At 38.4% G+C, this 23,604-nt stretch carries 27 protein-coding genes; 20 read left to right on the forward strand and 7 right to left on the reverse strand.

Features of this window, described 5'->3' with window-relative positions; genetic code table 11:
- Nucleotides 1-12: 12 nt before the first annotated feature.
- Nucleotides 13-1,620, reverse strand: coding sequence for a bifunctional pantoate--beta-alanine ligase/(d)CMP kinase (locus DSM106972_RS39775; RefSeq protein ID WP_127085869.1), 1,608 nt, complete (start codon nucleotides 1,618-1,620; stop codon nucleotides 13-15).
- A gap of 274 nt (nucleotides 1,621-1,894) precedes the next feature.
- Nucleotides 1,895-2,929, reverse strand: coding sequence for a septal ring lytic transglycosylase RlpA family protein (locus DSM106972_RS39780; protein WP_127085870.1), 1,035 nt, complete (start codon nucleotides 2,927-2,929; stop codon nucleotides 1,895-1,897).
- Nucleotides 2,930-3,774: 845 nt separating this feature from the next.
- Here DSM106972_RS39780 and glsA point away from each other — a divergent pair.
- Nucleotides 3,775-4,770: a glutaminase A gene (gene glsA / locus DSM106972_RS39785; protein WP_127085871.1), complete on the forward strand. Its 996-nt coding sequence runs from the start codon at nucleotides 3,775-3,777 to the stop codon at nucleotides 4,768-4,770.
- Between the two features lie 866 nt (nucleotides 4,771-5,636).
- On the opposite strand, the gene DSM106972_RS56165 is transcribed toward glsA, so the two are convergent.
- The gene (locus DSM106972_RS56165) at nucleotides 5,637-5,840 is read right to left on the reverse strand and encodes a DUF7689 domain-containing protein (RefSeq protein WP_127085872.1); all 204 of its coding nucleotides are present in this window, start codon (nucleotides 5,838-5,840) and stop codon (nucleotides 5,637-5,639) included.
- On the opposite strand from DSM106972_RS56165, the gene DSM106972_RS39795 reads away from it, so the two are divergent.
- From DSM106972_RS39795 to DSM106972_RS39805, 3 genes are read left to right on the forward strand one after another with little or no spacing between them, the layout of a single operon-like run.
- A complete protein-coding gene (locus DSM106972_RS39795) occupies nucleotides 5,784-6,362 on the forward strand; it encodes a formylglycine-generating enzyme family protein (RefSeq protein ID WP_127085873.1) in 579 nt (192 codons plus the stop codon). The two genes, DSM106972_RS56165 and DSM106972_RS39795, sit on opposite strands and share 57 nt — an antisense overlap.
- Nucleotides 6,363-6,407: 45 nt before the next feature.
- Nucleotides 6,408-6,638 (forward strand): hypothetical protein, encoded by a 231-nt coding sequence (locus DSM106972_RS39800; RefSeq protein WP_127085874.1) that lies wholly within the window; start codon nucleotides 6,408-6,410, stop codon nucleotides 6,636-6,638.
- A complete protein-coding gene (locus DSM106972_RS39805; protein ID WP_127085875.1) occupies nucleotides 6,635-6,907 on the forward strand; it encodes a type II toxin-antitoxin system RelE family toxin in 273 nt (90 codons plus the stop codon). The genes DSM106972_RS39800 and DSM106972_RS39805 overlap by 4 nt, the downstream gene beginning before the upstream one ends.
- 18 nt (nucleotides 6,908-6,925) lie before the next feature.
- On the opposite strand, the gene DSM106972_RS39810 is transcribed toward DSM106972_RS39805, so the two are convergent.
- Nucleotides 6,926-7,339, reverse strand: a complete 414-nt coding sequence (locus DSM106972_RS39810) for a hypothetical protein (protein ID WP_201800845.1) — start codon at nucleotides 7,337-7,339, stop codon at nucleotides 6,926-6,928.
- Between the two features lie 227 nt (nucleotides 7,340-7,566).
- Here DSM106972_RS39810 and DSM106972_RS52815 point away from each other — a divergent pair, with 227 nt between their 5' ends.
- From DSM106972_RS52815 to DSM106972_RS39830, 6 genes are all read left to right on the forward strand, one after another.
- Nucleotides 7,567-8,583: a serine/threonine protein kinase gene (locus tag DSM106972_RS52815; protein ID WP_325052264.1), complete on the forward strand. Its 1,017-nt coding sequence runs from the start codon at nucleotides 7,567-7,569 to the stop codon at nucleotides 8,581-8,583.
- 48 nt (nucleotides 8,584-8,631) lie between these two features.
- A complete protein-coding gene (locus DSM106972_RS52820) occupies nucleotides 8,632-9,327 on the forward strand; it encodes a formylglycine-generating enzyme family protein (RefSeq protein ID WP_186538652.1) in 696 nt (231 codons plus the stop codon).
- 38 nt (nucleotides 9,328-9,365) lie between these two features.
- Nucleotides 9,366-9,920, forward strand: coding sequence for a serine/threonine protein kinase (locus tag DSM106972_RS52825; RefSeq protein WP_325052265.1), 555 nt, complete (start codon nucleotides 9,366-9,368; stop codon nucleotides 9,918-9,920).
- An 82-nt stretch (nucleotides 9,921-10,002) separates the two neighbouring features.
- Complete coding sequence (locus tag DSM106972_RS52830) at nucleotides 10,003-10,179, forward strand: hypothetical protein (protein ID WP_186538654.1); 177 nt, start codon at nucleotides 10,003-10,005, stop codon at nucleotides 10,177-10,179.
- Between the two features lie 301 nt (nucleotides 10,180-10,480).
- Nucleotides 10,481-11,425 carry an N-acetylglucosamine kinase gene (locus tag DSM106972_RS39825; RefSeq protein ID WP_127085913.1) on the forward strand — a complete coding sequence of 315 codons (945 nt, stop codon included), beginning with the start codon at nucleotides 10,481-10,483 and terminating at the stop codon, nucleotides 11,423-11,425.
- A gap of 8 nt (nucleotides 11,426-11,433) precedes the next feature.
- Nucleotides 11,434-11,865, forward strand: a complete 432-nt coding sequence (locus DSM106972_RS39830; RefSeq protein WP_127085876.1) for a VOC family protein — start codon at nucleotides 11,434-11,436, stop codon at nucleotides 11,863-11,865.
- Here the strand turns inward: DSM106972_RS39830 and DSM106972_RS39835 are convergent.
- Complete coding sequence (locus tag DSM106972_RS39835; RefSeq protein WP_127085877.1) at nucleotides 11,792-12,520, reverse strand: esterase/lipase family protein; 729 nt, start codon at nucleotides 12,518-12,520, stop codon at nucleotides 11,792-11,794. The genes DSM106972_RS39830 and DSM106972_RS39835 overlap by 74 nt on opposite strands.
- A gap of 591 nt (nucleotides 12,521-13,111) precedes the next feature.
- On the opposite strand from DSM106972_RS39835, the gene DSM106972_RS39840 reads away from it, so the two are divergent.
- On the forward strand, nucleotides 13,112-13,618 hold the full coding sequence (locus DSM106972_RS39840) for a hypothetical protein (protein ID WP_127085878.1): 507 nt from the start codon (nucleotides 13,112-13,114) through the stop codon (nucleotides 13,616-13,618).
- Nucleotides 13,619-13,667: 49 nt separating this feature from the next.
- Here the strand turns inward: DSM106972_RS39840 and DSM106972_RS39845 are convergent, their stop codons facing one another.
- Entirely contained in the window at nucleotides 13,668-14,759 is a 1,092-nt protein-coding gene (locus tag DSM106972_RS39845; protein ID WP_127085879.1) for a tetratricopeptide repeat protein, read from the reverse strand.
- A gap of 121 nt (nucleotides 14,760-14,880) precedes the next feature.
- Nucleotides 14,881-15,603: a 16S rRNA (uracil(1498)-N(3))-methyltransferase gene (locus DSM106972_RS39850; protein WP_127085880.1), complete on the reverse strand. Its 723-nt coding sequence runs from the start codon at nucleotides 15,601-15,603 to the stop codon at nucleotides 14,881-14,883.
- 112 nt (nucleotides 15,604-15,715) lie between these two features.
- Here DSM106972_RS39850 and DSM106972_RS39855 point away from each other — a divergent pair, with 112 nt between their 5' ends.
- The 9 genes from DSM106972_RS39855 to DSM106972_RS39900 all read left to right on the forward strand — a co-directional run bounded on the left by DSM106972_RS39855 (nucleotide 15,716) and on the right by DSM106972_RS39900 (nucleotide 23,603).
- Nucleotides 15,716-16,444 carry a hypothetical protein gene (locus DSM106972_RS39855; protein ID WP_127085881.1) on the forward strand — a complete coding sequence of 243 codons (729 nt, stop codon included), beginning with the start codon at nucleotides 15,716-15,718 and terminating at the stop codon, nucleotides 16,442-16,444.
- Nucleotides 16,445-16,480: 36 nt separating this feature from the next.
- Nucleotides 16,481-17,482 carry an aromatic ring-hydroxylating dioxygenase subunit alpha gene (locus DSM106972_RS39860; RefSeq protein WP_127085882.1) on the forward strand — a complete coding sequence of 334 codons (1,002 nt, stop codon included), beginning with the start codon at nucleotides 16,481-16,483 and terminating at the stop codon, nucleotides 17,480-17,482.
- Between the two features lie 10 nt (nucleotides 17,483-17,492).
- A complete protein-coding gene (locus DSM106972_RS39865; protein WP_127085883.1) occupies nucleotides 17,493-18,401 on the forward strand; it encodes a ferritin-like domain-containing protein in 909 nt (302 codons plus the stop codon).
- A 10-nt stretch (nucleotides 18,402-18,411) separates the two neighbouring features.
- A complete protein-coding gene (locus DSM106972_RS39870; protein ID WP_127085884.1) occupies nucleotides 18,412-19,569 on the forward strand; it encodes a P-aminobenzoate N-oxygenase AurF in 1,158 nt (385 codons plus the stop codon).
- Nucleotides 19,566-20,582 (forward strand): Rieske 2Fe-2S domain-containing protein, encoded by a 1,017-nt coding sequence (locus tag DSM106972_RS39875; RefSeq protein WP_127085885.1) that lies wholly within the window; start codon nucleotides 19,566-19,568, stop codon nucleotides 20,580-20,582. The genes DSM106972_RS39870 and DSM106972_RS39875 overlap by 4 nt, the downstream gene beginning before the upstream one ends.
- A gap of 187 nt (nucleotides 20,583-20,769) precedes the next feature.
- On the forward strand, nucleotides 20,770-21,057 hold the full coding sequence (locus tag DSM106972_RS39880) for a 2Fe-2S iron-sulfur cluster-binding protein (RefSeq protein WP_127085886.1): 288 nt from the start codon (nucleotides 20,770-20,772) through the stop codon (nucleotides 21,055-21,057).
- 2 nt (nucleotides 21,058-21,059) lie between these two features.
- Complete coding sequence (locus DSM106972_RS39885; protein WP_127085887.1) at nucleotides 21,060-22,082, forward strand: aromatic ring-hydroxylating dioxygenase subunit alpha; 1,023 nt, start codon at nucleotides 21,060-21,062, stop codon at nucleotides 22,080-22,082.
- A gap of 196 nt (nucleotides 22,083-22,278) precedes the next feature.
- The gene (locus DSM106972_RS39895) at nucleotides 22,279-23,007 is read left to right on the forward strand and encodes a sterol desaturase family protein (RefSeq protein WP_127085889.1); all 729 of its coding nucleotides are present in this window, start codon (nucleotides 22,279-22,281) and stop codon (nucleotides 23,005-23,007) included.
- A complete protein-coding gene (locus DSM106972_RS39900) occupies nucleotides 23,004-23,603 on the forward strand; it encodes an LbetaH domain-containing protein (protein WP_127085890.1) in 600 nt (199 codons plus the stop codon). The genes DSM106972_RS39895 and DSM106972_RS39900 overlap by 4 nt, the downstream gene beginning before the upstream one ends.
- The last annotated feature ends 1 nt before the right edge of the window (nucleotide 23,604 follow it).

Genomic DNA, 23,604 nt, shown 5'->3' on the forward strand with positions numbered 1-23,604 from the left:
TAATTAAGCTAGTTACTCCTGCGGCGATAAGCGCTGCTCATAACAATCGATAATTTTGGCTGTGACATCAGAAATATCTAAACCATCGGTTTGAATTTCGACGGCATCGGGGGCTTTGCGTAGTGGAGAAACCTTACGGGTACTGTCTTTCCAGTCGCGTTCGGCAATGTCTTTTTCTAACTGCTCTAGGTTTATTTGTGGTAAACCTTGCTTTGTAAAGTCAGATTGGCGCCGACGTGCGCGCTCACTGACAGATGCAGTTAGGTAAATTTTGACTTCAGCATCAGGAAAAACTTGGGTACCAATATCACGACCTTCAGCGACTAACCCACCTTTTTTGCCCCAAACTTGTTGCTGTTTGACTAACGAAAGACGAACAGCAGTTTGTGCGGCAATCGCTGATACGTTTGACGTTACATCAGGAGTTCTGATTTTTTGGGTAACATCATGGCCATTGATGCATACCTGAACTGGGGAACTTAGATTTTGGCTTGGCGCCAGCTCAATAACGCACTGACTAACCAACTCAGCAATAGCGCATTCGTCCGAAATAGAAATACCTGATTGCTGCACTAACCATGTAACTGCTCGATACATAGCTCCAGTATCTAAATAAATCAAACCGAGATTAGCTGCCACTTGACGAGCAACAGTCGATTTTCCAGCACCAGCAGGACCATCGATAGCAATAATCGGTTTGCGATCGCGTAGTATGGTGTTGTCGATTAAGCGTGTAGAACCAAGACGAGCAGCGATCGCGAGCATTCCTTCCTCCTGAATTAATTCCAATGGCATCAAAGTAGTCGGTTCAACCAATTCAATATATTCGACTTTTACAGAACTAACTACCGCCAAACATTGCTTAACTAAAGCAATTAATTTGTTGGCGTCGCGAGTTCCTGCTTTAAATGCAGTTTGAGCGCGCTGTAAACTTTGGTATAAGATGGCAGCTTGTTCTTTTTCAGGTTCGCTCAAATATTTGTTGCGCGAACTCATCGCAAGACCAGATGCTTCTCGTACCGTAGAACAGGTAACAATCTCAACCGGCAAGTTCAGGTCACACGCGAGCTTTTTAATAACAGCTAACTGTTGACCGTCTTTTTGACCGAAATAAGCTCGGTCGGGCTGTACCAAATTAAAAAGTTTGGTAACAATTGTTGTCACACCCTGAAAGTGACCAAGCCGAGAACGACCACACAAGCCAGATATCATAGCAGATGGAGGGATAACCTGTGTTACTTTTGACTCTTGTATATTCTTCCCGATTATTCCCATCTGTTCCGGAGTTGGTGCAAAAATTGCATCGACTCCAGCCTCCTCGCACAATTTTCGGTCTTGGTCTAACGTCCGAGGATAGTGTTGGTAATCTTCCTCTGGACCAAATTGTAAGGGATTGACGAAAATGCTTACTATTACAGTGGCATTTTCCGCCCGTGCCCGTTGAATTAAGCTGAGATGCCCTTGATGTAAAGCTCCCATCGTTGGCACTAAACCTACTGCTGTTCGATGAGAGCTTGTTACTTCAAATTGTAGCGGCTCTGAATGGTTCAAATCATCTTGTTTATCACCGCATTTCTTTATATAGCAGCGCAAAGCTGCAATTGTCGTGATACAACGCACACAATACCCCTAATTTTATCAGTTCCCTGCCTACGTTAGTTTATCGTTCTTATTCGATGACGAGAAACCAGGTTTTTTGAAAAAACCTGGTTTCTATTAAAAATGATAAAGAGACCGTACATGTATGTACGGTCTCTACATTGTCGAATAAGTATTTATACTGATTCGATTGAAGTGAAAGCGGATGAAGTAAATTAAGATTTTATTGATGCGTGTAATAAGAAAGTTTTATGTTTTTCCAGCATCAACTTATTTGTTATTGGTGCGAAGGTAACTATCTGCCTAGTACCTCAATTTTGACAGGCGCCAAACCTTTGCCAAGCATACCAATAACACGAGCGGCGCCGTAGGAGAGGTCAATAACTCGACCGCGAATAAATGGTCCTCGGTCGTTGATTCGCACGACTACAGAACGACCATTACGAGTGTTAGTGACACGTACTCGTGTTCCAAACGGCAAACTGCGGTGGGCAGCGGTCATATGTTCAGGGTTAAACCGTTGTCCCGATGCGGTACGAGTGCCCGAACCATCGTAGCCATAGAACGAAGCTATTCCACGCATCGCTACTTTGACTGGCTCTACAATTTCGTTGGGCAATTTGGGTATTGACAATGATGGCGTACTGAGCGGGAAATTTGCGATTTCGTCTATTGGCGCCGCATTTCCGATTAGTCTCCGCAAACGATTAGTTGCCATCAGTGCATCAGCAGCGCGATTTTTTGTTGCATCTGGCGCCTGGGTTTCATTATCAATCGCTACAAGTTCTCGACCGTCAACTTTGATGACGTAGCGACCGTTGGATTCATTGTTAGACAAGCTTTTAGTTTGGGCAGTATCCGCACTCGCATCAACGGCTTGTTGCCAGCTTACCGTAATCTTCGACGCATCAACTTTTTGCCGAATTAAATCGTTCACGCGAGCAGCTACTACACTTGCTCTTTGAACTGGGTCGTTGCTTTTAACCTGGTTATCAGTAATGACAGTGGATTGTGGGTTGCTAGTAGCAATTGCACCAACTTTAGTTTCAGTACTAACGTTTGCTTGTTGACCCACAAAAGTCAAAACCGGAATATTACGAATGTAAAGCGTTGCTGCTTGTCGTCCAGATACATTATGGGTATGTATTTCTGTAGCCGCAGTTGTTTCTGGGTTACTTGTTTGATACTCTCCCACTTTCGTCACGGATGGTAATGTCCGTGAAGTTGTTTCTGGAGCTACTTGGTTGTTCGTTTGACTTCGAGCAATCGAAGGTGTGCTTAAAACAGCACAGAACATTGCAACAACGGTCAATATATATCTATGGTTCATGTTGTCCGAATTTAAAGCGACATAAGATAGAGTCAGAAACTGACATCTGGTACTGCACGAAGGCAGCGCAAAAAGCAGAGCATATCGAACTCATTCCGCTTTCACTTTTTGATTGTGACTGCAACAGACTAACACGAAATTTTGCACTTGGGGATCAGGGTTTTATCGTAAACTTTGGTAAATTTGGTAATTTCAAAAAAAAATGACAAAGGTCTAACTTAAGCACAAAGCGACTTTGGGCTATGTAACAATTTTTTTGCAAAGTCGTAAAATTTTTTTTCAAAACTTAACAGCTTTTGGGAACTAAAACAACACTCGCATCATCAATAATTATCCACTCTTCAAAGTCTCAAATCCTTTTCATTCATACACTTCAGTACACATCACCCAGTTAGTTATTTTGGCAAGATGGCTTGTAACAACCCTCTAAAACCAGAGGTGCCCAAGTGGGTTAAGTATGTGACACGGCGCCACAATAAACACAAGGCAAGCTGTAAACAATCATGTTAAGGGTAACACACACTTACGTAAGTGATATTACTAATACTTAAGTATATTTACTAACGAGAAAATAAATAATGTTTGATACTTAAGTTTATTTTATATAAGTAAAAATAATAAGCTCTAAAAAGTTAGTATTGAACGAGAATTTTTTGGCGCCAAGTGTGCATATAAATAGTAATAAAAGTATTGGCGCGCTTTGTATGTTTACCGTTCGAGCAGATAGTAAGGATACGTTAGATTCATAAATTGGCATCCAAACAGCCCGAATAATGGGACAATTGAATATCACATTTTTATGTTGTGAGTTTCCCGTTTTTCCTTTCGCCTTTTCCCTTCCAATAATGACAGACACGAAAAACACCGACATAAGTGCATCTTCGCTATCGGAATTTATGAATGATTTATATTCCAAATACAAATCATTGCGAACTGGTGCGGTAGCAGATTATATTCCAGAACTGGCAAAAGTAAACCCTGACTTATTTAGTATTTGCACCGTTACCGTTAACGGTGACGTGTTACAAGTGGGTGACTTTGAGCATTTATTTACAATTCAATCAATATCGAAAGTGTTTGTTCATGGACTTGCATTAGAAGACCACGGCAGGGACTATGTGTTAAAGCGGGTTGGAGTCGAGCCAACAGGAGATGCATTTAACTCAATTATTTTAGACGAGCAATCGAAGCGACCTTATAACCCGATGGTAAACGCAGGCGCCATTGCCACTACAGGTTTAATCAAAGGTAAAGGCGCCACCGAACGTTTGAACAGATTACTCGAAATGTTCCAACGTTATGTAGGTAAAGATGTATTTGTTGATATATCTGTATTTACATCAGAACGCAGCACAGGACATCGCAACAGAGCAATGGCGTATTTAATGCTCAACTTTGGCATGATAGATGGACAAATTGACGAATCATTAGATTTATATTTTCAACAATGTGCAGTCATGGTCAACTGTCGTGACTTAGCAGTAATGGCAGCAGCATTAGCAAACAAAGGTGTTAACCCACTCACAAAAGAGCAAGCAGTCGATAGTCAATATATAAAAGATATTTTAAGTGTGATGTACACCTGCGGAATGTATAACTTTGCCGGAGAATGGGCATATAAAGTTGGACTACCAGCAAAAAGTGGTGTTAGTGGTGGAATTATTGCCGTAGTTCCCGGTCAAATGGGAATAGCAGTGTTTTCTCCTTTATTAGACGCACGAGGTAACAGCATTCGTGGCGTCAAAGTTTGCGAAGAATTATCACAACAATTTGGTTTACATTTATTCGACTGCGTTGACAGGCGCCTTCCCCATGCCATGCTGAGGAACGAAGCATCTTAAAAACCCCCATTGTCATGCTGAGGAACGAAGCATCTTAAAAATCCCCCATGTCATGCTGAGGAACGAAGCATCTCAATAATTTTCACGCTCACAAATAAAGTTGAATGGCACAAACTTTGCGTAACTGTAGGTTGGGTGGAGGCTTTGCGTTTACGTAGTATGCCGAAGGCACAACCCAACGCAACGTTAAAATTTGTTGGGTTCCTTTAATTTTATTTACCAATTCTACAATTATGCCCATACCCGCCGTGCGTGTTAAAACCCGTAGGCGTTGGGGCTTAAGTTCATTTAAAATGAACTAAATTAATCAGTAATATAGTATTGTTCAACCAAGTAAGCTACAAATGAAGTTAATAAAACTCTTGTGGAACGGGCATCCCTGCCCGTCCGAAGTGTATTTAATTTGAATAAAAACCGCTATATTAAAAACATGCTTATATAAAATAAAGAATTTGGGTGCGGCTCTTTTAAGAAGACAATTTTTATCTTTGTATAAAGCCTAAACTTGATACAGGCTAATACTTATAGGTTTTAAGCATTCTTCAAATAGGTTGGCTAAAATTTCAAAAACGAAATCATAACTTTTCTGTAGTATTGTATTACATCTTGAAAGGGGGTTTTTACGTTTATTTTTTCTGCGACCACTTGATTATAACTTTTTAAGCTAGAAAATAAAGAAAACAGAAATCTAGATATAGCTTGAGTTCTAAGCATGTAATACGAATGCTACATTCTGTCTTTTGAGAAGAGCTGCACCCAAAGAATTTATACGTAGAGGCGCCTTATATGAGCTAGAGCGCGGAAAATAACGTAAAAAAATGCTCAAAACAAAGTAAAAACGACTAAGAGGCTAGATAGCTTATGACTCAAGCCCCACCGAAACTAGTAACCTTTGAACAATTTGCTGCATGGCGCCCAGAATTTCCGCGTTCTTGACCTAGTTTATTTGTCCATTGACCGTTAGGCAATTGCCTTGCAACATGTTTTGGTATTTTATTTGAATCAGTATATATATGATGGGTTCGCCAGAGAATGAGGATGAAGGAAGTGAAACAGAGCGTCCACAGCACCAAGTTACTGTTCCAAGCTTTTTTATTGGTAAGTTCGCCATTACTCAAGAACAATACCAAGTAATAACGGGCGAAAGTCCTTCTAAATTTTCAGGCATCAAACGACCCGTAGAAAGAGTAAGTTGGCATGATGCCTCTAACTTTTGCGCTAAAATTTCTCAAAAAACTGGCAAAAATTATCGTTTGCCAAGTGAAGCAGAGTGGGAATATGCTTGTAGGGCTGGGACAGTAACTCCATTTCACTTTGGCGAGACAATCACCACAGAGCTTGTAAATTATGACAGTAATTATACATATGGTTCCGCTCCCAAAGGAGAGTATTTTCAACAAACCACAAGAGTAGGAAGTTACCCTGCTAATCAATTTGGTTTATATGACATGCACGGTAATGTTTGGGAATGGTGCCAAGATTATTGGCATGAGAATTATAAGGGGGTGCCTTCAGATGGTAATGTATGCCTAAATAATGATAATCCTTATCGACTGCCGCGCGGTGGTGCGTGGAACAGTCTTTCGCAATAATATAGAATATATGTATATTTTACTTTTATATTATCTTAAAACGCCATGACCGAACTTCTTCAGCAAGTTATTACAGAAATTCAAAAACTTCCTGCCGACCAGCAAGATGCGATTGCTTCCCGTCTAATGGCTGAATTAAAAGATGAACAAAGATGGACGCAGCAGTTTGAATCAACGACTGATAAGCAATGGGATGATATAGCAAACATGGTGCGACAAGAAATCACTAGTGGCGAAACGGTTCCATTAGATGAGGTTTTCCCAATTAAGCCATGAAATCCAGTGTTACAAAAACATTCCGTAAAAAACTCGAAGAGCTTCCAGCATCAGTTCAAGAGCAGGCTGAAAAAGCCTATCAACTTTGGCGTGAAGATCCTTACCATAATAGTTTACAGTTTAAACAAGTGAGTCAACGTCAACCAATTTATTCTGCTCGTGTCAGCCTAAATTATAGAGTTTTGGGATTACTTGAGTCAGATAACCATATTTATTGGTTTTGGATTGGGGGACATGATGAATATGATGAGTTATTGAAAAGACTATAATTACGATTGCAATTTTTGTTAACATATATAACCTTTTGCTCTTCCCCATTCCAACCAAGCTTTAATCATCTCCGAAGTTTTTCCTCTATGTTCTAGGGGAACGGGATCTTCTCTTGTAATCGACTTTAGTGCCCAAAACCATTGTCCTGATTTTTTTTCAAGTTCTCTGAGTAATAAAGGTATTGCAGCTTCACCCATACCAATAATTTGTTGATACGCAGGGTGCATTGACATTTGATTAGTAGAAGAGACTCCATGATTTTCCTCACGCCACTGTTTAACCAGTTTTGTAAAAGTCGCTGTCTTATCCAACTGCTTTAAAGCAGGAGCTAATTTACTTTCTATATCCAATTTTTCTGACAAAAGAAAGCGCTCATCTTCAGAAAGAGATAAAATAGCTTGTGCTAAAGAATCAACTAATTTAGTATTCATAAATATTGATAAATCTTAAATTAGATGTAACGTACTTTAATTCAATTGTATCAGTTTAGGTGGAAGAAGAGGTGCCTCTTACATACCATTCTCGCGCTTTAGGGGTTAGATAGACTAATAGTCATTAACAACCAGTACCTAGAAATACGTGCGAAAAATATGCTACAACCAAACTAAAGTAATTATTATTATCAAAACTCCTCTAATTTCAAACTGCAAGCTTAAAAATGAAACTTTGGCAACCCGACCAACCACTTGATAATGGCAGGTTCATAGTTCAAAAATTCATTGCTCGCGGTGGTTATGGTGCTACCTATAGTGCAATCGAACTACGTACAAATAAATTAGTTGTAATCAAAACGCTTAACCTTGAACTACAAAGTAAACCAGATTTCCCACAGCAGCAGGTAAAGTTTGTCAACGAAGGACTGCGGTTAGCACAATGCAGTCACCCCAATGTTGTAAAAGTTCATGAACTGATACAGGAAGATGGACTTTGGGGAATGGTAATGGAATATATAGATGGGGAAGATTTAGGCAATTATGTCTCAGAACATGGAAAATTGCCTGAAGATGAAGCTTTGCAGTATATAACCCAAGTTGGGCAAGCGTTAGAATACGTTCATTCCAAAGGATTTTTACATCGCGATGTCAAACCGAATAACATTATTCTACGTCAGGAAACCAAAGAAGCTGTCTTAATTGATTTTGGTTTAACGAGAGAATATAGTATTGGTCAACTCGGAAGCATGACGAACGCGAAAACAGATGGTTATGCACCGATTGAACAGTATGAACGAAAGGGAGAATTTGCTCCTTATACTGATGTTTACGCTTTAGCTGCAACGTTATATAGTTTGCTAACTCAAGAAATACCATTCCCAGCAAATTTTAGAAAGACTGGTATTCCTTTACCACCACCGAAGCAATTTAATGACAAGATTAGCGATAGGGTGAATGATGCAATATTAGCAGGAATGGCACTGGAACCAAGTGGGCGCCCGCAAACTGTGCGTGAATGGTTAGAATTACTGTTAGCAATTATTGACAAGCCAACGCCAGACCTTGTTGAGGAAGAAAGCTCGCAGGAAAACTTAGAACCTACCATATTTGTTTCTCCTTCGGGCGGAATTGGTATAGGTGAATCAAAAAATTCAATTGTTTCAAAAAATTTATTTGTATTTGAATCTGTAAATTTAACGATTACAGCTAAAGGAAAAAGTTCGATTAAGCGTTATAAATGACAAGCAGAGTTTTTCAAAGAGCATCTGGGCAATAGCATAGTTTTAGAGATGGTAAAAATTCCAGGTGGTGTATTTATGATGGGTTCACCAGAAAATGAAGGAGAAAATAGTGAACGTCCACAACATCAAGTTACTGTTCCAGCTTTTTTCATGGCAAAGTTCCCCATCACCCAAGAACAATATCAAGCAGTTATGGGTAGTAATCCTTCGTGCTTCATAGGCGCCAAACGACCTGTAGAAAGTGTTATTTGGAATAATGCGGTAAACTTTTGTACGAAAATTTCCCGCATATCTGGGAAAAGCTATCGACTACCAACTGAAGCAGAATGGGAATATGCTTGCAGGGCTGGAACTATTACCCCATTTAACTTTGGCAAGACCATAACTACTGACTTAGTAAATTATGATGGTAATTATGTTTATGCATCTATTTTTAAAGGTCGTTATCGCCAACAAACTACAGATGTAGGTAGCTTTCCTGCTAATGACTTTGGTTTATATGACATGCATGGTAATGTTTGGGAATGGTGTCAAGATAAACGTCATGATAATTATGATGGGGTGCCTACCGATGGCAGTGCTTGGTTAGATTCAAATGCTTCATATGCCAACGAATATTCTCAAATACTGCGCGGTGGTTCGTGGAACAATAATCCTGGACTTTGCCGTTCTGCATATCGCAATTGGAACCACCCAGGCAACGACCTTAGCACTCTTGGTTTTCGGGTTGTGTGTAATATTTAGGAATATAAGCGACATTAAGCACCTAGTACCATATTGAAATGAAACTTTGGCAACCCAATCAACCACTTGATAATGGCAGGTTTGTAATTCAAAAATTTATTGCCCGTGGTGGTTATGGTGCTACCTACAGTGCAATTGAACTACGTACAAATAAATTAGTTGTTATCAAAACTCTCAACCTTGAGCAGCAAGGTAAACCAAATTTTAAGCAACACGAGGTAAAATTTGTCAACGAAGGGCTACGTTTAGCACAATGCAGTCACCCCCATGTAGTTAAAGTTCATGAACTGATACAAGAAGATGAACTGTGGGGAATGGTAATGGAATATATAGATGGACAAGACTTAGGCAGTTATGTCTCAGAACATGGGCAACTACCAGAAGATGAAGCTCTACAATACATAACCCAAGTTGGGCAAGCATTAGAATACGTTCATTCCAAGGGATTTTTACATCGCGATGTCAAGCCAAATAATATTATTCTACGCGCGGCAACAAAAGAAGGATTTTGCTGGTTTAAGCGGTCAAACTCTCAGTGGTACTCAAGCTGGTACTCCTGTTTTTATTCCTCGTCAACAACTATTAGATTTTAAATATACTCAACCTGATGTAGATATTTGGGCTATTGCGGCTTGTCTATATAATATGCTCACAGGGTGTTACCCACGGAATTTTATGGGTGGGGATCAATTTTTAGCAGTTTTACAAAATGACCCTGTACCCATTCGTCAGCGCGATTCAAGTATATCTCAAAGGTTGGCTGAGGTGATTGATTTGGCGTTGGTGGAGAAACCAGAGATTTATTTTAAGAGTGCGGCAGAGTTTAAGAAAGCTTTGTTGAGTGTTGTTTAAAGTTAGACTCTGTTTTTACATAGCTCACCGGAATGCTCCAACGTATTAATAGTTAATTTTTACATTTTCAATAAACATGCATTTTTATCAAAAATATGAAAAATTAGCGTTTTTAGCCTGCGTAGGCAGGCTTTGTTCGTATAGTCTCACCCTTCTAGGGTGTAGGTGTAAAATATAAGATAGGTCGCATTCTTAATTTTATCAAAAAGTTTCATGATTTCCTCAGTTAAGCATCTCGTAAATATTGAAATTTATCAGATTCTTCGCTGCGCTCAGAATGACAATTTATATTTTCGCTTATATGTACTATGTTTTAGGTATTGATGGTGGTGGGACTAAGACTATTTGTCTTGTCATGAATGAGCAAAGGCAAATATTGGGTCGCGGTGAAGCAGGCGCCTCAAATTACCAAAGTATCGGCGCTAATGCTGCTTTAATATCTATTGAGTCAGCAATTAAAGCAGCTATTGAACAAACAGGAAAAATTCAAGTTCAAGCAATATGTTTAGGATTAGCAGGCGCCGGACGTTCTAAGGATATCGAAGTTATACAAGGTATAATTAGAGATTTACAACAAAGTCCTAATTTACCGATTGAGTGGATATTACCTAATAATATAATTATTTGCCATGATGCTTTAACTGCATTGGTTGGTGGTATTGGTAATGATGTTGGTGTTGTTGTTGCTGCGGGTACTGGAACAATTGTATTTGGACGTAATCAACAAGGACAAACTAAGCGTGTTGGTGGATGGGGTTATATTTTAGGTGATGAAGGTGGCGCCTATAATATTGCTGTTGCTGGAATGAAAGCTGCGATGCGTGCGTATGATGGACGCGAACTCTCAACTTGTTTGGTTGAAGATTTTAAAAATCAACTTGGGTTAGAAAGTATTGAGGATTTAATTGAAGTTGTTTATCGACGTGGGTGGGGTGTAAGGGAAATTGCTAGTTTGGCGCCTGTCGTTGATAATGCAGCAGTAAATGGTGATGAGGTTGCAAGGGAAATTATTGATGAGGGTGTGCGAGAGTTGGTAAAGGCAACAAGAGTGGTGGTTACAGAATTAGTAGGCGATGATTTTGAAATTGTGACTGTGGGTAGTGTTTGGAAAGCAAAGTCTAATATACGTAAGAAGTTTATGGAATCTATTTGTGCTGAGTTTGGTAATGTAAGAGTTATTTTGCCACGGTATGAGCCTGCTTATGGCGCCTGTTTGTTAGCATTAAAACAACTGCATTTCTCATAAACTACTATATGAAAACTATATTTCATCTGGCTTTTCCAATTACTGATGTTGCCCAGGCTAAAGCTTACTATGTGGATGGTTTGGGCTGTATTCCTGGTCGCGAAAATAGACATGCGCTTATTCTTAATTTGTATGGTCATCAATTAGTGGCGCATACTACTAAGGAACCTTTAGAACCTCAACGCGGTATTTACCCAAGACATTTTGGGCTTGTGTTTACTGAGGAGAAGGATTGGGAAGAGTTGTTAGATAGGGCACTTCGGCGCCAGCTTTTGTTTCGAGAGGAGGCTAAGGAGCGTTTTGTTGGTAGTCCTTTGGAACACAAAACTTTCTTTTTGGAAGACCCTTTTTATAATTTGATGGAGTTTAAATTTTATCGTGACTCGGAGGCGATTTTTGGTAGTCCTGAGTTTGGTTTGATTGGTGAGAGGGGTTTGTAAGCACTGAAGTGCTTATTACGAGGTGCTGGGGGTGCTGGGGGTGTTGGGGGTGCTGGGGGTGTTGGGGGTGTTGGGGCGTTTGTAGTGCTTCGGCTACTGTTTTAATTGTTCGGATGTCGGTTAATATCCACGGGTGAGTTAATGCGGGTATTATTACTTCGTTTCCAAATGGCAGCACTGAACTGTTGGGTGGCACTATCATTAGGTCGTATGGTGTCCAGATGGAAGTGAAGCTGAGTTGTTTCAATATTTCAACGTCGCTGTTCAGGTCTTTGAGAAATAAAGTATCTGGACGCATTTGCACGCAACCAGGACGTTCTGACGCATAAGCAACTACGGTTCCGTTGTGTGGTGAGGAGATAGTTATAAACCTTTGTGTGCGAAAAATTCCTCCTAGTCGCTGGATGTAGTATCTGCTAACTAGTCCTCCCATACTAAAGCCAACTATATCTATGGGTTGGTCTGGTGCAAAGGTTGTTGATATGTATTTGGCTACTTGCCTAGCTAGGTTTTCTAGTACGACATCCCCGTTATTGGGAATCATATCGAGTGTGTATACTGACCACCCCTCTTTTTTCAGAAAGGTCGCCATTTTATTAAACACGGCGCCTGTATCATTGATTCCGTGTACTAGTATTACTGGGTTGCGTTTCATGTCAATAATTTTACTGCTGTTGCTAGGTAAAAAAGATAACACACTGGCTTATATAATATCTCAAGCGTAACTGGAAACTAATGTCTAAGAGCACTTTTGCTTGAGATATCATTAGATTCTCATGCTAATTCGAGGATAGAAATCGATTTACAGGATAAACTTATGTAAATTTTTGTAAAGAATAATGATAAAAATGATTGCCTTAAACAGAAATAAATCTCATAATAATCTCGTAGGGTATTGCGTATTTTGTGGAGGTTATATTCTGGTATTATTTTTAGTGTGAACTTTTTAGTGAAGAAACACTGTGCTTTTAAGAACTGGAGTTAACTAAGTACCTAGTTATAGGAAGTAAACTTAAGTCAAAGAGCAGTAACAATTTAACGAGCAAATTAAAAGTTAGGTAATTCCCCTAGTTTTATGAGTTAATTTTTATTAGAATAGAGGCAAAGTTGGTCAAATTAAATTTTGCCTGTTGTTTGTTAAGCTGAAGCTAGCAACATCAATTAATTATTCAAAAGGGTAAGAATTTACCTGATTTTTTACGGTTTTAATCGATTAGCAAATAGAGCAAACGGAGAGTTAATAATCATGTTCGGATTTATCAAAAATTTAGCAAAAAGAAGCGACAACAACTTTTTTCTAGAACTCAAGGAAGAAGTAGAAGAGAAAATTGCTGACGTAAAGGAAGAGGTAGGAAACAAAATTTCTGATGTCAAAGAAGATATCGGGAACAAAAAAGAAAAGGTTGCTGCAAAAGTAAAAGAAGTAAAACAAGAAACAAAACAAGAAGCAAAACAAGCAGCGACGAAACAAGAACCAAAACCCGCACCCGAAATGGCGCCTGCCGCTGCTTCATCAAATGGTAAAATGAGCAGAAAAGAAACAACGGCAGCAGCAGCTAAACCGAAAGACCCATCAGAACTAGCAGCAGCAGCAGTAGCGAAAAAGGCTGAAGTACAATTACCTAAAGAAACCAACTTTGCGACAAAATATTTGATGACTCCAAGTTCTAATGGTCGTCGTCGTCCAGGTCCAAACATGAACTCATTCTTGGAAATGGCAAGCAAAGTCAAAACACCAACCGAGAAGAAGTAATTAAAAGTTAGGAGTTAGGAGTTAGGAGTTAGGAGTTAGGACTCAGCACTCAGCACTCATCACTCAGCACTTTTAAAAAAACTAATCCACTATATAACTGAAATGCTGAGTCCCAGTTACTTGCTTCTTTACGAAAGAGATGCACATTAGACTGAATATGACTCAGCATTTCGTTTTGGTCTAACGCTGTTTCAGCAAATGGAGTAAAATCAGACCAAATTTTTACTTGTGGTAATTGTTCATCAAGCCAACTAGACAAATTATTCCAATTGATACGAACAGTATTTTGACTATTTGGTAGAGTAATTTCGATTCCTTTCTTCCACTCGTATCCACCATCAAAAATTCTTAAAATACATTTTCTACCAGGAATATGTAAATCAGAAAATTGTGCATAGTCTAGAGTTTGAGTTTTACGCTCAAGTTTTCCTCGTGCATTACGGTCTACAACTTCTTCAAATATAGGTAGTAACCCGGTAACACGTGCTTTTACTTCGTTCCATTCAAACGTCAGGGAACCAAGTTGTTTACTTTGGTTATGACAAACAACGGTAACTTCCCTACTATTTGACTCACTCTTCTGAAAATAATCTACTTGAAAAACCTGAATTTGCTGTAATGCTGCGAGCGTTGACCAAAAACAAGGAATCTCAGCTTGCTGTAATTGCTCCCCATAATATTTTAACTCCCCTATTGCCCCAGTTCGATACAGGCGCCAACCCCGACTAGGCAATAACAACCTCGCACTATAAGCATCCATCTGAGTAACTTTAGCAAATCTTTGTGCAGCTTGTGTTTTTAACTCGTTACTTATAGGTTCTAAAATCAACACACCAGCTTCATTACCGTGAGTATCTCCCATCGCTTCAGAAATACCGCGTTTACGTTCTTCCTCCTCAAACTCGCGCAGTCGCTGTAAACCTTGACGTGCTTGAGCCACTATTTTACTATTCGTTTCGTCGCGAAGCAGGCGCCGATAAATTTTTTCAGCATCTTGATATTTTCTCGATACCTCTTGGAGTCTTCCTACATAAAACTTAACCCAAGGGTCTTTTGGTGATTCTTGTAAAAGCTGTTTAAGTAATTTACCAGCAGTTTTATAATCTTGTTGTTCAAAGGCAGCTGCAACAGATTCAATCATATATATAGTATGTTACGTTACATCACGTTGTAAGCACTTTAGTGCTTTTCCCCCCAAAACTAAAACGTAGAAATTTCGGATATTTATTTAGAGGTGCTGATGGTAAGGACTGAAGTCCTTATTACGAGTTGTTTTCCATCTCGGCAGCCAAAATAGACAAAACAACAAAAGGCGCCGTTACAGCACGTAAAATTCTTCTACCTAGCGAAACCATTTTAAATCCAGCATTCACAGCATTTTCTAACTCTTCCTGACTCCACCCACCTTCGGGCCCAATGGCAATAACAATCTTTAGCTGACCTTCACCAACTTGGCGCCAACACTTTAATAAATGTGGATTATCACCACGTCCCTCGCAAATGTACTTTTGTTCAGCTTCAAATAAATTCAACCCCTGAGTAAAACTAACTGGTTCATAAATAGTTGGAACAAACGCACGTTCGGATTGCTCTGCCGCTTCTGCTGCTATTCGGCGCCAACGCTCAAGTTTTTGCGAACTAGGGTTTAAAAGAGTACGCTCACTTATTATCGGAACAATAGTATCAACTCCTAACTCAGTGCAAATACGTACTACGTCATCAAATCCGTTACCTTTGGGCAGTGCTAACAATAAGCTGATAGATACTTTTAACTCTGTCTGTACCTCTAAAGCTTCTAATATCTCACCGTACTCAGACTGTAAGGAAGTTAACCACCATTTTCCCACCCCATCCATGACAATGAATTTATCACCATCAGATAACCGTAGAACCCTGGTTAGGTAATGAAGCTGTTCTTTTTCCAATACAACCTGATTATCTCTAATTTGCTGCGGAGAAATAGTAATACGTTGTAGTTGCGCCATAAAAATTTATTTAGTCCAGTATAATATCTGACACATACGTCAATACATTACCCTCAAGAACAAATTACAGTAGTTATGACAGAGCAAAATAATTATCCTTTATATACAATCTATGTTTAGCCAAGTATTAGAAATAGAATATTTATCACATCAGCAAAAAGATGCCATGTATTTGTTGCTTGGCAACCATTTTGATGGGGTAAGGCGAGATGTGTTTGAATCAGATTTGAGTAAGAAAAATTGGGTTATTTTGCTTGAAGACGAGAAAACTCAACAACTCAAAGGTTTTTCGACATTATTAATATACACTACGCAATTTAATAATGAAAATATTAATATAGTTTATTCTGGAGATACGATTGTAGACCCTAGTGCTTGGTCGAGTTCCACACTGTCTCGCACTTGGATAACTTCTGTTCAGAAAATTAGGCGCCATTACCCAGAAGGTAAATTATACTGGTTGTTAATTTCAGGTGGTTTTCGTACCTATAGATTTTTACCGATATTTTGGCAGGAGTTTTATCCGCGATATGATAAAGCTACACCAGAAAATATCTCTGACTTAATGCACTTTTTAGGTTATCAGCGCTTTGGTGAGTCTTATAAACATATAGCAGGAATAGTTCGTTTTCCACATCCTCATGTACTTCGCGACGAGTTAAAAGAAATTCCATTAGAACGTTTACAAGACCCACATATCGAATTCTTTGCCAAATATAACCCAGGTTATATACGAGGTGATGAGTTAGTTTGTTTAGCTGAAATTAGCGAAGAAAATTTAACAAAAGCTGGTAGAAGAATTTGGTTTTCTAGAAACCTGGTTTCTTCTCAAAAATTCTAATAAAAATTAATTTATCGAATAGAAACCAGGTTTCTTATGTTTAATAAAATATTTAATAGCCCAGAATATTTTATCGAAGGGTGGTACTGGGCATTACCTTCACATCATCTCAAAAAAGGTCAAGTTAAACCTGTAACTCTTATGGGTCGAGACTTAGCAATATTTCGAGGACAAGACAGCTCAGTTACTGCTGTTGATGCATATTGTCCACATATGGGCGCCCATTTAGCAGAAGGAAAAGTAGAAGGTAACGCACTGCGCTGTTTTTTCCACAACTGGAAATTTGATGTTGACGGGACATGTATAGAAGTACCTTGTATGGGTGAAGCATTACCCGTCAAAATAAATACTTGGCAAACAGCAGAAAAGTACGGGATGATTTGGGTGTGGACAGGAAAAACGGCGCCCCCTGAGCGCTTACCCTTACCTTTCGTTCCTGAGTTAGAACACGAAGAATGTGATAGTGTTCTAGCAAAAAGATTTATCAAGAACTGTCACCCAAATGTTGTCATGGTGAATGCTATAGATGCTCACCATTTCAACACAGTTCACAACTTTCCTGTAAAAATAGTATTTGAAAAAAACGAAATACAAAACGCTATCACTTTTAGCAATATTACACGAGGAGGAGAAAATTCATTATTCCTGAAATTAATTCGTCCCTTTTATAAAAAAGCTGTGACATATAATATGTGTTACTGGTATGGAAGTACAGGTGTAGTTACAGTTGGTCCCGACTTCTTGCACTTCCATATTATGTTTACGTTGCGACTATTAGAAGGAGGAAAAACTGAAGGGCAAACAATTCTAATTACTAAAAAGCGCGCGGGAATACTTGGTTGGATTTTTAATAGAATAATATTGGCTTTAACTAATGCAGTCGGTAATTACTTTGCTAAAGGTGATACTAAAATCTTCCAAACGATTAAATTCGATTTGAAAACACCAACCAAAGCTGATAACTCCATCATGCAATTTATTCACCACGCAGAAAAACAAAAACCGCGAGTATGGTCAACATGGGAAAAAAGTATTTAATATTAAAAGTATGAATTATAAAATTACTGGTTTTGATATTCCTCATACTCACAAAGAAGATAAGCTGCGTCGAATATTAGACTCTGCGCTTCAAAGTAAAATAGGGAAAATAAAATCTTCTACAGACTTAATTTACTGGGATGCAGAACATTTTGATTTACACAAAGTCGATATTTTCGCAGATAGTACTTTAGAAGAACAAACCCAAATTTTACACCTTTGTAACCAAACACTGTTGGAAGAAGCTTACTTTATTGAAAAAGCTGGTATTGGTTACATGTCAAAAATGGTTATGCTCGCAGAAACCACTGAAGAACGAATGCTCTACGCATTATTTAGCGCAGATGAAGTAACTCACCTTGCTAAAATAAGTTCTTTTTTACCAAACCCCGAATTAGTTTCTACAAATAACCCTTTCTTACATTTACTTGCTGATGTCGCAGAAACTTCTGACAAAGCTGTACTAATATTTGTACTGCAAATAATACTCGAAGGATGGGGGTTAACGCATTACCGAAACTTGGCAAAAAATTGTATAAGTACAGAACTCAAAGCAGTATTACAAAGCTTTTTAGAAGACGAAAGTCGTCACCATGCAACTGGTGTTAGGTTATGCGAGCAAGTTTTGATAGAACATCAAAGTGAAAAAACCATTATTGAAGTACTCGCATCTTTTCTACAAATGGTACAAGTCGGACCACAGGGAGTTGTCGCAGCAGTCGAGCAAGTTAAAGGTAGTTTATCACGACAGCAGAAAATAACCGTATTTCAACAATTAGGCGCCGAATATCATAGTAGCAGTCGTTTGAACTTACTACGTGGCTTAATGACAAACCCGCAAACACTCTCAATAGTTCAACAACTAGACGAACACAACGCTTTTACACCTTTTTCAGTAGAACAGTGTGCAAGCTTATAAATAAAACATTATGAATACAATTATAGAAAATCAAAAAGTCAACCGTAGGCTAGAAATAAACCACAAACGTAACAAACAGCAAGACCACACCGCACTACTCGATGCTGCATCTGCTGCTTTCAATTACGAAGACTGTAAAAACGAATACTGGAACCCTGAAGAATTTTCCTTAATGTATGGCACTCCCTTATGGGAACAAGCGACTCCTAGCCAACGCATTATTTTAAATCAACTTTACTGGGTAGCATATTACTCGCAAATCATCTCCGCAGAAATTGCTACCATTTATTTTAACCAAACTAGTGCAGCAGGACTTTACGCCCAAGAAGATTTTCGCATAGTTTGCGACACGCTTGATTTAGAATCGAGTCAAGAGCGCGCGCACATCAATGCTTTTAAAACGGTAGCGAACGAAGTTGAAACAGCATTATTTGGTAAACGTATATTTAGCTATCCTATGCGTAGTCCGTTTGCCGAAACAATGGTTTTTGCCGACACCAACTACTTCAAGCGCAAATGGAAAGAACTACAGTTAAAAGCTTTTGGGTTACTTTCAGCAGATAACACCTTTTTGGCTTGTCAGTATTTTACAGTACGGGGAGTTAGAACACTCAACGGTAAACTCGTACAGCACAAGCTAAGTAACTACTACCAAAAACATCCCCACCAAGAACAGGCGCCTATACCAGCCAAAATATCTTACTATCACTTCATGGACGAGAGTTTTCATTTTAACAGTTCGACAATTATCTCCCATGATGTGATTGATTGTCTCAAACCACCAACAGAATTTGAAAAGTTAGTAGCAAACCTCGGTTTACAAGGTTGTCAAAAAGACCATTATCACTTTTCTTGTGTTATCAACGGCATTTTTTGGTATGACCCCGCTTTATATAGTGCAGTTTACCAAATGTTGTGTTCACCTGTGTTTAGTATGGATGGCGCCGAAGCAAAAGAAATGATGCGACGCTGTTTCACCGAAGAAAGCGAAGGACTACATCGTAGCTACAACACACATACCGAAGCAATGGAATCTTATAAAGTTTACCTAGAAAAACTCGATTATGTATGGAAAAGTAACAAAGAAATGACGTTGATGGGGTCTAACAACATTTCTAAATATTTAGCACATCAAACTAAAAAATTCAAACAGTTCGCATCATCATGAAAATATTCAATAACCCCAACATCATAGCTAAAGGATGGTATATAGCTTGCCCAAGTAAAGACATCCCAAAAGGCAGAGTAAAATCTTTAACATTATGCGGGCAAAAAATCGTCATCTTTCGTACAGCAAACGGACAACTCCACGCACTTGATGCATATTGTCCACACTTAGGAACCGACCTAGGAATAGGAAAAGTAGAAGGTAACTTTATTCGCTGTTACTTTCATCATTGGGCATTTGACGGTGAAGGAACTTGTCAAGATATTCCCTGTCAAAAAGAAATTCCTGCAAAAGCTAAATTACAAGCTTACAGTACAGATGAAAAATATGGCTTTATTTGGGTTTATCCTGATGCCAAGGCGCCAGAAGGTGTAGTAGAATTTGACGAACTCAAAGGTAAAACATTAATGGCAATGTTCGATAAACCCTTTGAACGAGGTTGTCATCACCACATTTGTATGATGAACGGTATCGATGCTCAACATTTACAAACCGTGCATAAATTAAACATCGATATGAAATTATCCTTACAAGCAAATGCCAGAGGTGACATTATAGATTTTACTTTAAATGGTGAATTTCCTAATACAACCCCTAGAGAAAGACTCGCACGGCAAATTTTAGGAAACTATTACGAATACACCATGAGGTACGCACACGGATGTATAGGACTTTTAACAATTATGAAGAAAGTCAAATTTGTGGCGCCATTACACATGATTTATGCTTACACCCTTATAGATAAAGGAACGCGCATTCAACCTATATATATAGCAGAAAAAAGAAAAGGAATATTAGGCGCCTTCAAAACAAAAATATTACTATTACTAACAAAAGCCGCTTACTACTTCCTAAGAGACGAAGACGGCATGATTTACGACAATATAAATTATAACCCTAACGCCCTCTTAAGCATAGATGAACCATTAGTAAAATACATGCACTACGTAGACCAACTTCAACCCTCAATATGGTCGAAAGAAAGCCCAGAAACCCGGTTTCCCCATCACTGAATAAAACAACCCAACACTAAGTACCAAAGGAAACCGGGTTTCTCAACAGCAACGAAAAATTATCAAAAACCAAAAGGCGCCAATTTAAAGATAACTCCTCTGTGAACTAGTTAGGCTCTGTGGTGAAAATAAAAAAATTAAATTAGTAGAGGCGGGCAGGGATGCCCGCTCCACAAGAGATATAACAATGAATAAAAAACTTTGTAAAATTAGTTTTGAACAAAATTATCCTGATATACATCTGAACAAAAACGATAATCTTTCTGAATACCTAACCATCCAAAACTCTCCTATATTATTTGGATGTCGAACAGGAATTTGCGGAACCTGCCTTGTATCTATAAAAGGAGATATACCTCCCCCAAGTGAAGAAGAAAAAGAAATCTTAGAAATCTTCGCACCAGAAAATCCACAAGCGAGACTAGCTTGTCAAATACAACTTACAAATGATATTGAAATATCCCCCTTAACATAAACATGAAATTCGAGGATTTTTGGTACATAGTTTGTGAAAGCAAACAACTCAAAACAAATACCGTTCTTTCACGTACAATCTTAAACGAGTGGTTAGTAATATTCCGAGACCCAGACGGAAAACCTGTGGCACTACGAGATAAATGTATGCACAGAAACAGTCGTCTATCCAAAGGAAAAGTTCATCAAGGACAAATACACTGTCCATACCACGGTTGGGTATATGACAAAAACGGCAAAGTCGTAACCATCCCCTCCGAAGCGAACAACCCCCGTATATGTAACGCACGTCAAACACTCACCTACAACACCACAGAACAAGATGGTTTTGTATACGTCAAACTATCACGCAACTCATCTGAAGATTTTAAACCTTTTGTGATGCCCAACTACCAAAAACCAGGATGGGAAACAGTGCGTGTAATAAACCGTTTTCAAAACAACGTCACCAACTGCGCTGAAAATTTTATTGATATCCCCCATACAGTTAGCGTTCACCCAGGAGTCTTTCGCACACCTCGTCAACAAAAACTAGAAATGTTGGTAGAAAGAAAAAACGGTACAGTTATTGCCCAATACCAAAACGAAACCAATAACCTAGGATGGTTCGCGCGCTTTCTCAACCGCAAAGCATCACAAATACATCATATAGATACATTTCATATGCCCAATATTACCAGCGTTGAATACGATATGGGCAAACACCGAAAACTTTTTATAACGAGTCAGTCAATACCAGAAACCGAAAACTCAACGTTAGTATACACCGATGTCACATATAACTACGGCATTTGGAACAAACTCGCACGTCCCTTTGTACATTGGACAGCTCAATATATTATCCATCAAGATATAAAAGCATTAAAAATACAATCAGAAGTCATAGAAAAATATGGCGCCCAATTTGCCAACACACCCGCTGATACCATTCATGTATTCGTCGAATCAATACGTAATACTATCACAGCAGGAGAAGACCCTCGTAAATTACCGAATAAATCAGTAAGCGTAGAATTTTGGGTATAAAAAATCTAAATATAATTTGTCATTCTGAGCGTAGCGAAGAATCTCGATTATATTTAAACTTTTCAAGATGCTTCGTTCCTCAGCATGACAAGAGAGATTGTAAGATGCTACCCTGCGGGAAAACTGCGTTAACGTTCCTCAGCATGACAAGAGAGGATGACAAGATACACAAAGAATAAACCTTATATTTAATTTTATGATAGTTTTTCCTGCTTTTATAATTTTGTTATCTCTAACCTTTGCTAATCAAAATATTATAACTCTGCTGGTTAGCAAAAATCGTCAAGATTGGCTTGTGGATATTATTGGTTTATTTTTTCAAGGAATAATTATCCCTATATTACAAATCACGATTGTTTTTCAATTTTATCATTACTTATTCCCTAGCTTAAAATCCACACTTACATTACATCCATTAATAGTATTTAGTCTTAGCTTTATTTGTGTAGACTACCTGTACTACTGGAATCATCGTTTATTCCACACACCTTGGTTATGGTCGGTGCATAAAGTTCACCACACAGTAACAACAATGGACGTAGTAGGAACTTCGCGCAATACATTATGGACAAGCTTTTTGATTATATACCTATGGGTTCACTCTTTGTTTATATACTTACTCCAAGACCCAACTTGGTATATTTTTGGCGCCAGTTTAACCTCTGCTTTAGATTTATGGCGCCATAGTAAATTTACACCAAAACCAACATCTATAATTTACCATTTACTTGCACCTTGGTTAATTTTACCGCAAGACCATGCATGGCATCACGCGCGTAATTATAAAGGTGGTAACTATGGAGCAAACTTTAAAATATGGGATAAAATGCATGGTACTTATTCAGATAATGAAAAACAACCAGAAAATTTAGGTGCCGTATCAAATCTAAGTTTATCACAAAAACTTTTCTTTCCTTTTATATGACTTTACTAAGTACAGTACTTTCTTTTTTTCCAACTTTAGTTATGCTAATGATATTCGGTTCATTTCTAGGAATTTGCTATCAACCTGGAATTATTAGTGTACTAAGTTTATTCTTTTCTATTTATATCTTCCCTTTACTTATTTATCAAATACATAATTACTTTTTACCGATAAAAGAAGATATTAGTTATCTTTGTGGCAAAGAATATTCACCTTGGTGGGGAAGTCATCAAATTCAATCTATTTATATAACGTTTCCTGTGTTTGAAGCCATATTGCGCTTAATACCAGGAGCATTTTCTCTATGGTTAAGATTATGGGGTTCAACAGTTGGTAAAAAAGTTTATTGGACACCAAAATTAGAAATCGCTGACAGAGGATTATTAGAAATAGGTGATAATGTTATTTTTGGATATGGTGTTGGAATTTATTCCCATATAATTAAACCCAAAAAACAAGATTTATTACTATACGTCAAAAAAGTAAAAATTGGTAGCAATGTATTTGTAGGCGCCGGAAATAATATTGCACCAGGGGTAAATATTAACGATAACACATACATACCTATATCTACCACACTTCCAGTAGTAAAATAAT

The organism is Dulcicalothrix desertica PCC 7102 (genome assembly GCF_003991905.1).
Lineage (GTDB): Bacteria > Cyanobacteriota > Cyanobacteriia > Cyanobacteriales > Nostocaceae > Dulcicalothrix > Dulcicalothrix desertica.

What these genes read in the sequence shown, in the direction of transcription:
- DSM106972_RS39780 (WP_127085870.1), bottom strand. Translation starts at nt 2,929, where the DNA reads ATGAACCATAGATATATATTGACCGTTGTTGCAATGTTCTGTGCTGTT.
- glsA (WP_127085871.1), top strand. Translation starts at nt 3,775, where the DNA reads ATGACAGACACGAAAAACACCGACATAAGTGCATCTTCGCTATCGGAA.
- DSM106972_RS39795 (WP_127085873.1), top strand. Translation starts at nt 5,784, where the DNA reads ATGATGGGTTCGCCAGAGAATGAGGATGAAGGAAGTGAAACAGAGCGT.
- DSM106972_RS39800 (WP_127085874.1), top strand. Translation starts at nt 6,408, where the DNA reads ATGACCGAACTTCTTCAGCAAGTTATTACAGAAATTCAAAAACTTCCT.
- DSM106972_RS39805 (WP_127085875.1), top strand. Translation starts at nt 6,635, where the DNA reads ATGAAATCCAGTGTTACAAAAACATTCCGTAAAAAACTCGAAGAGCTT.
- DSM106972_RS39810 (WP_201800845.1), bottom strand. Translation starts at nt 7,339, where the DNA reads ATGAATACTAAATTAGTTGATTCTTTAGCACAAGCTATTTTATCTCTT.
- DSM106972_RS52815 (WP_325052264.1), top strand. Translation starts at nt 7,567, where the DNA reads ATGAAACTTTGGCAACCCGACCAACCACTTGATAATGGCAGGTTCATA.
- DSM106972_RS52820 (WP_186538652.1), top strand. Translation starts at nt 8,632, where the DNA reads ATGGTAAAAATTCCAGGTGGTGTATTTATGATGGGTTCACCAGAAAAT.
- DSM106972_RS52825 (WP_325052265.1), top strand. Translation starts at nt 9,366, where the DNA reads ATGAAACTTTGGCAACCCAATCAACCACTTGATAATGGCAGGTTTGTA.
- DSM106972_RS52830 (WP_186538654.1), top strand. Translation starts at nt 10,003, where the DNA reads ATGGGTGGGGATCAATTTTTAGCAGTTTTACAAAATGACCCTGTACCC.
- DSM106972_RS39825 (WP_127085913.1), top strand. Translation starts at nt 10,481, where the DNA reads ATGTACTATGTTTTAGGTATTGATGGTGGTGGGACTAAGACTATTTGT.
- DSM106972_RS39830 (WP_127085876.1), top strand. Translation starts at nt 11,434, where the DNA reads ATGAAAACTATATTTCATCTGGCTTTTCCAATTACTGATGTTGCCCAG.
- DSM106972_RS39835 (WP_127085877.1), bottom strand. Translation starts at nt 12,520, where the DNA reads ATGAAACGCAACCCAGTAATACTAGTACACGGAATCAATGATACAGGC.
- DSM106972_RS39840 (WP_127085878.1), top strand. Translation starts at nt 13,112, where the DNA reads ATGTTCGGATTTATCAAAAATTTAGCAAAAAGAAGCGACAACAACTTT.
- DSM106972_RS39845 (WP_127085879.1), bottom strand. Translation starts at nt 14,759, where the DNA reads ATGATTGAATCTGTTGCAGCTGCCTTTGAACAACAAGATTATAAAACT.
- DSM106972_RS39850 (WP_127085880.1), bottom strand. Translation starts at nt 15,603, where the DNA reads ATGGCGCAACTACAACGTATTACTATTTCTCCGCAGCAAATTAGAGAT.
- DSM106972_RS39855 (WP_127085881.1), top strand. Translation starts at nt 15,716, where the DNA reads ATGTTTAGCCAAGTATTAGAAATAGAATATTTATCACATCAGCAAAAA.
- DSM106972_RS39860 (WP_127085882.1), top strand. Translation starts at nt 16,481, where the DNA reads ATGTTTAATAAAATATTTAATAGCCCAGAATATTTTATCGAAGGGTGG.
- DSM106972_RS39865 (WP_127085883.1), top strand. Translation starts at nt 17,493, where the DNA reads ATGAATTATAAAATTACTGGTTTTGATATTCCTCATACTCACAAAGAA.
- DSM106972_RS39870 (WP_127085884.1), top strand. Translation starts at nt 18,412, where the DNA reads ATGAATACAATTATAGAAAATCAAAAAGTCAACCGTAGGCTAGAAATA.
- DSM106972_RS39875 (WP_127085885.1), top strand. Translation starts at nt 19,566, where the DNA reads ATGAAAATATTCAATAACCCCAACATCATAGCTAAAGGATGGTATATA.
- DSM106972_RS39880 (WP_127085886.1), top strand. Translation starts at nt 20,770, where the DNA reads ATGAATAAAAAACTTTGTAAAATTAGTTTTGAACAAAATTATCCTGAT.
- DSM106972_RS39885 (WP_127085887.1), top strand. Translation starts at nt 21,060, where the DNA reads ATGAAATTCGAGGATTTTTGGTACATAGTTTGTGAAAGCAAACAACTC.
- DSM106972_RS39895 (WP_127085889.1), top strand. Translation starts at nt 22,279, where the DNA reads ATGATAGTTTTTCCTGCTTTTATAATTTTGTTATCTCTAACCTTTGCT.
- DSM106972_RS39900 (WP_127085890.1), top strand. Translation starts at nt 23,004, where the DNA reads ATGACTTTACTAAGTACAGTACTTTCTTTTTTTCCAACTTTAGTTATG.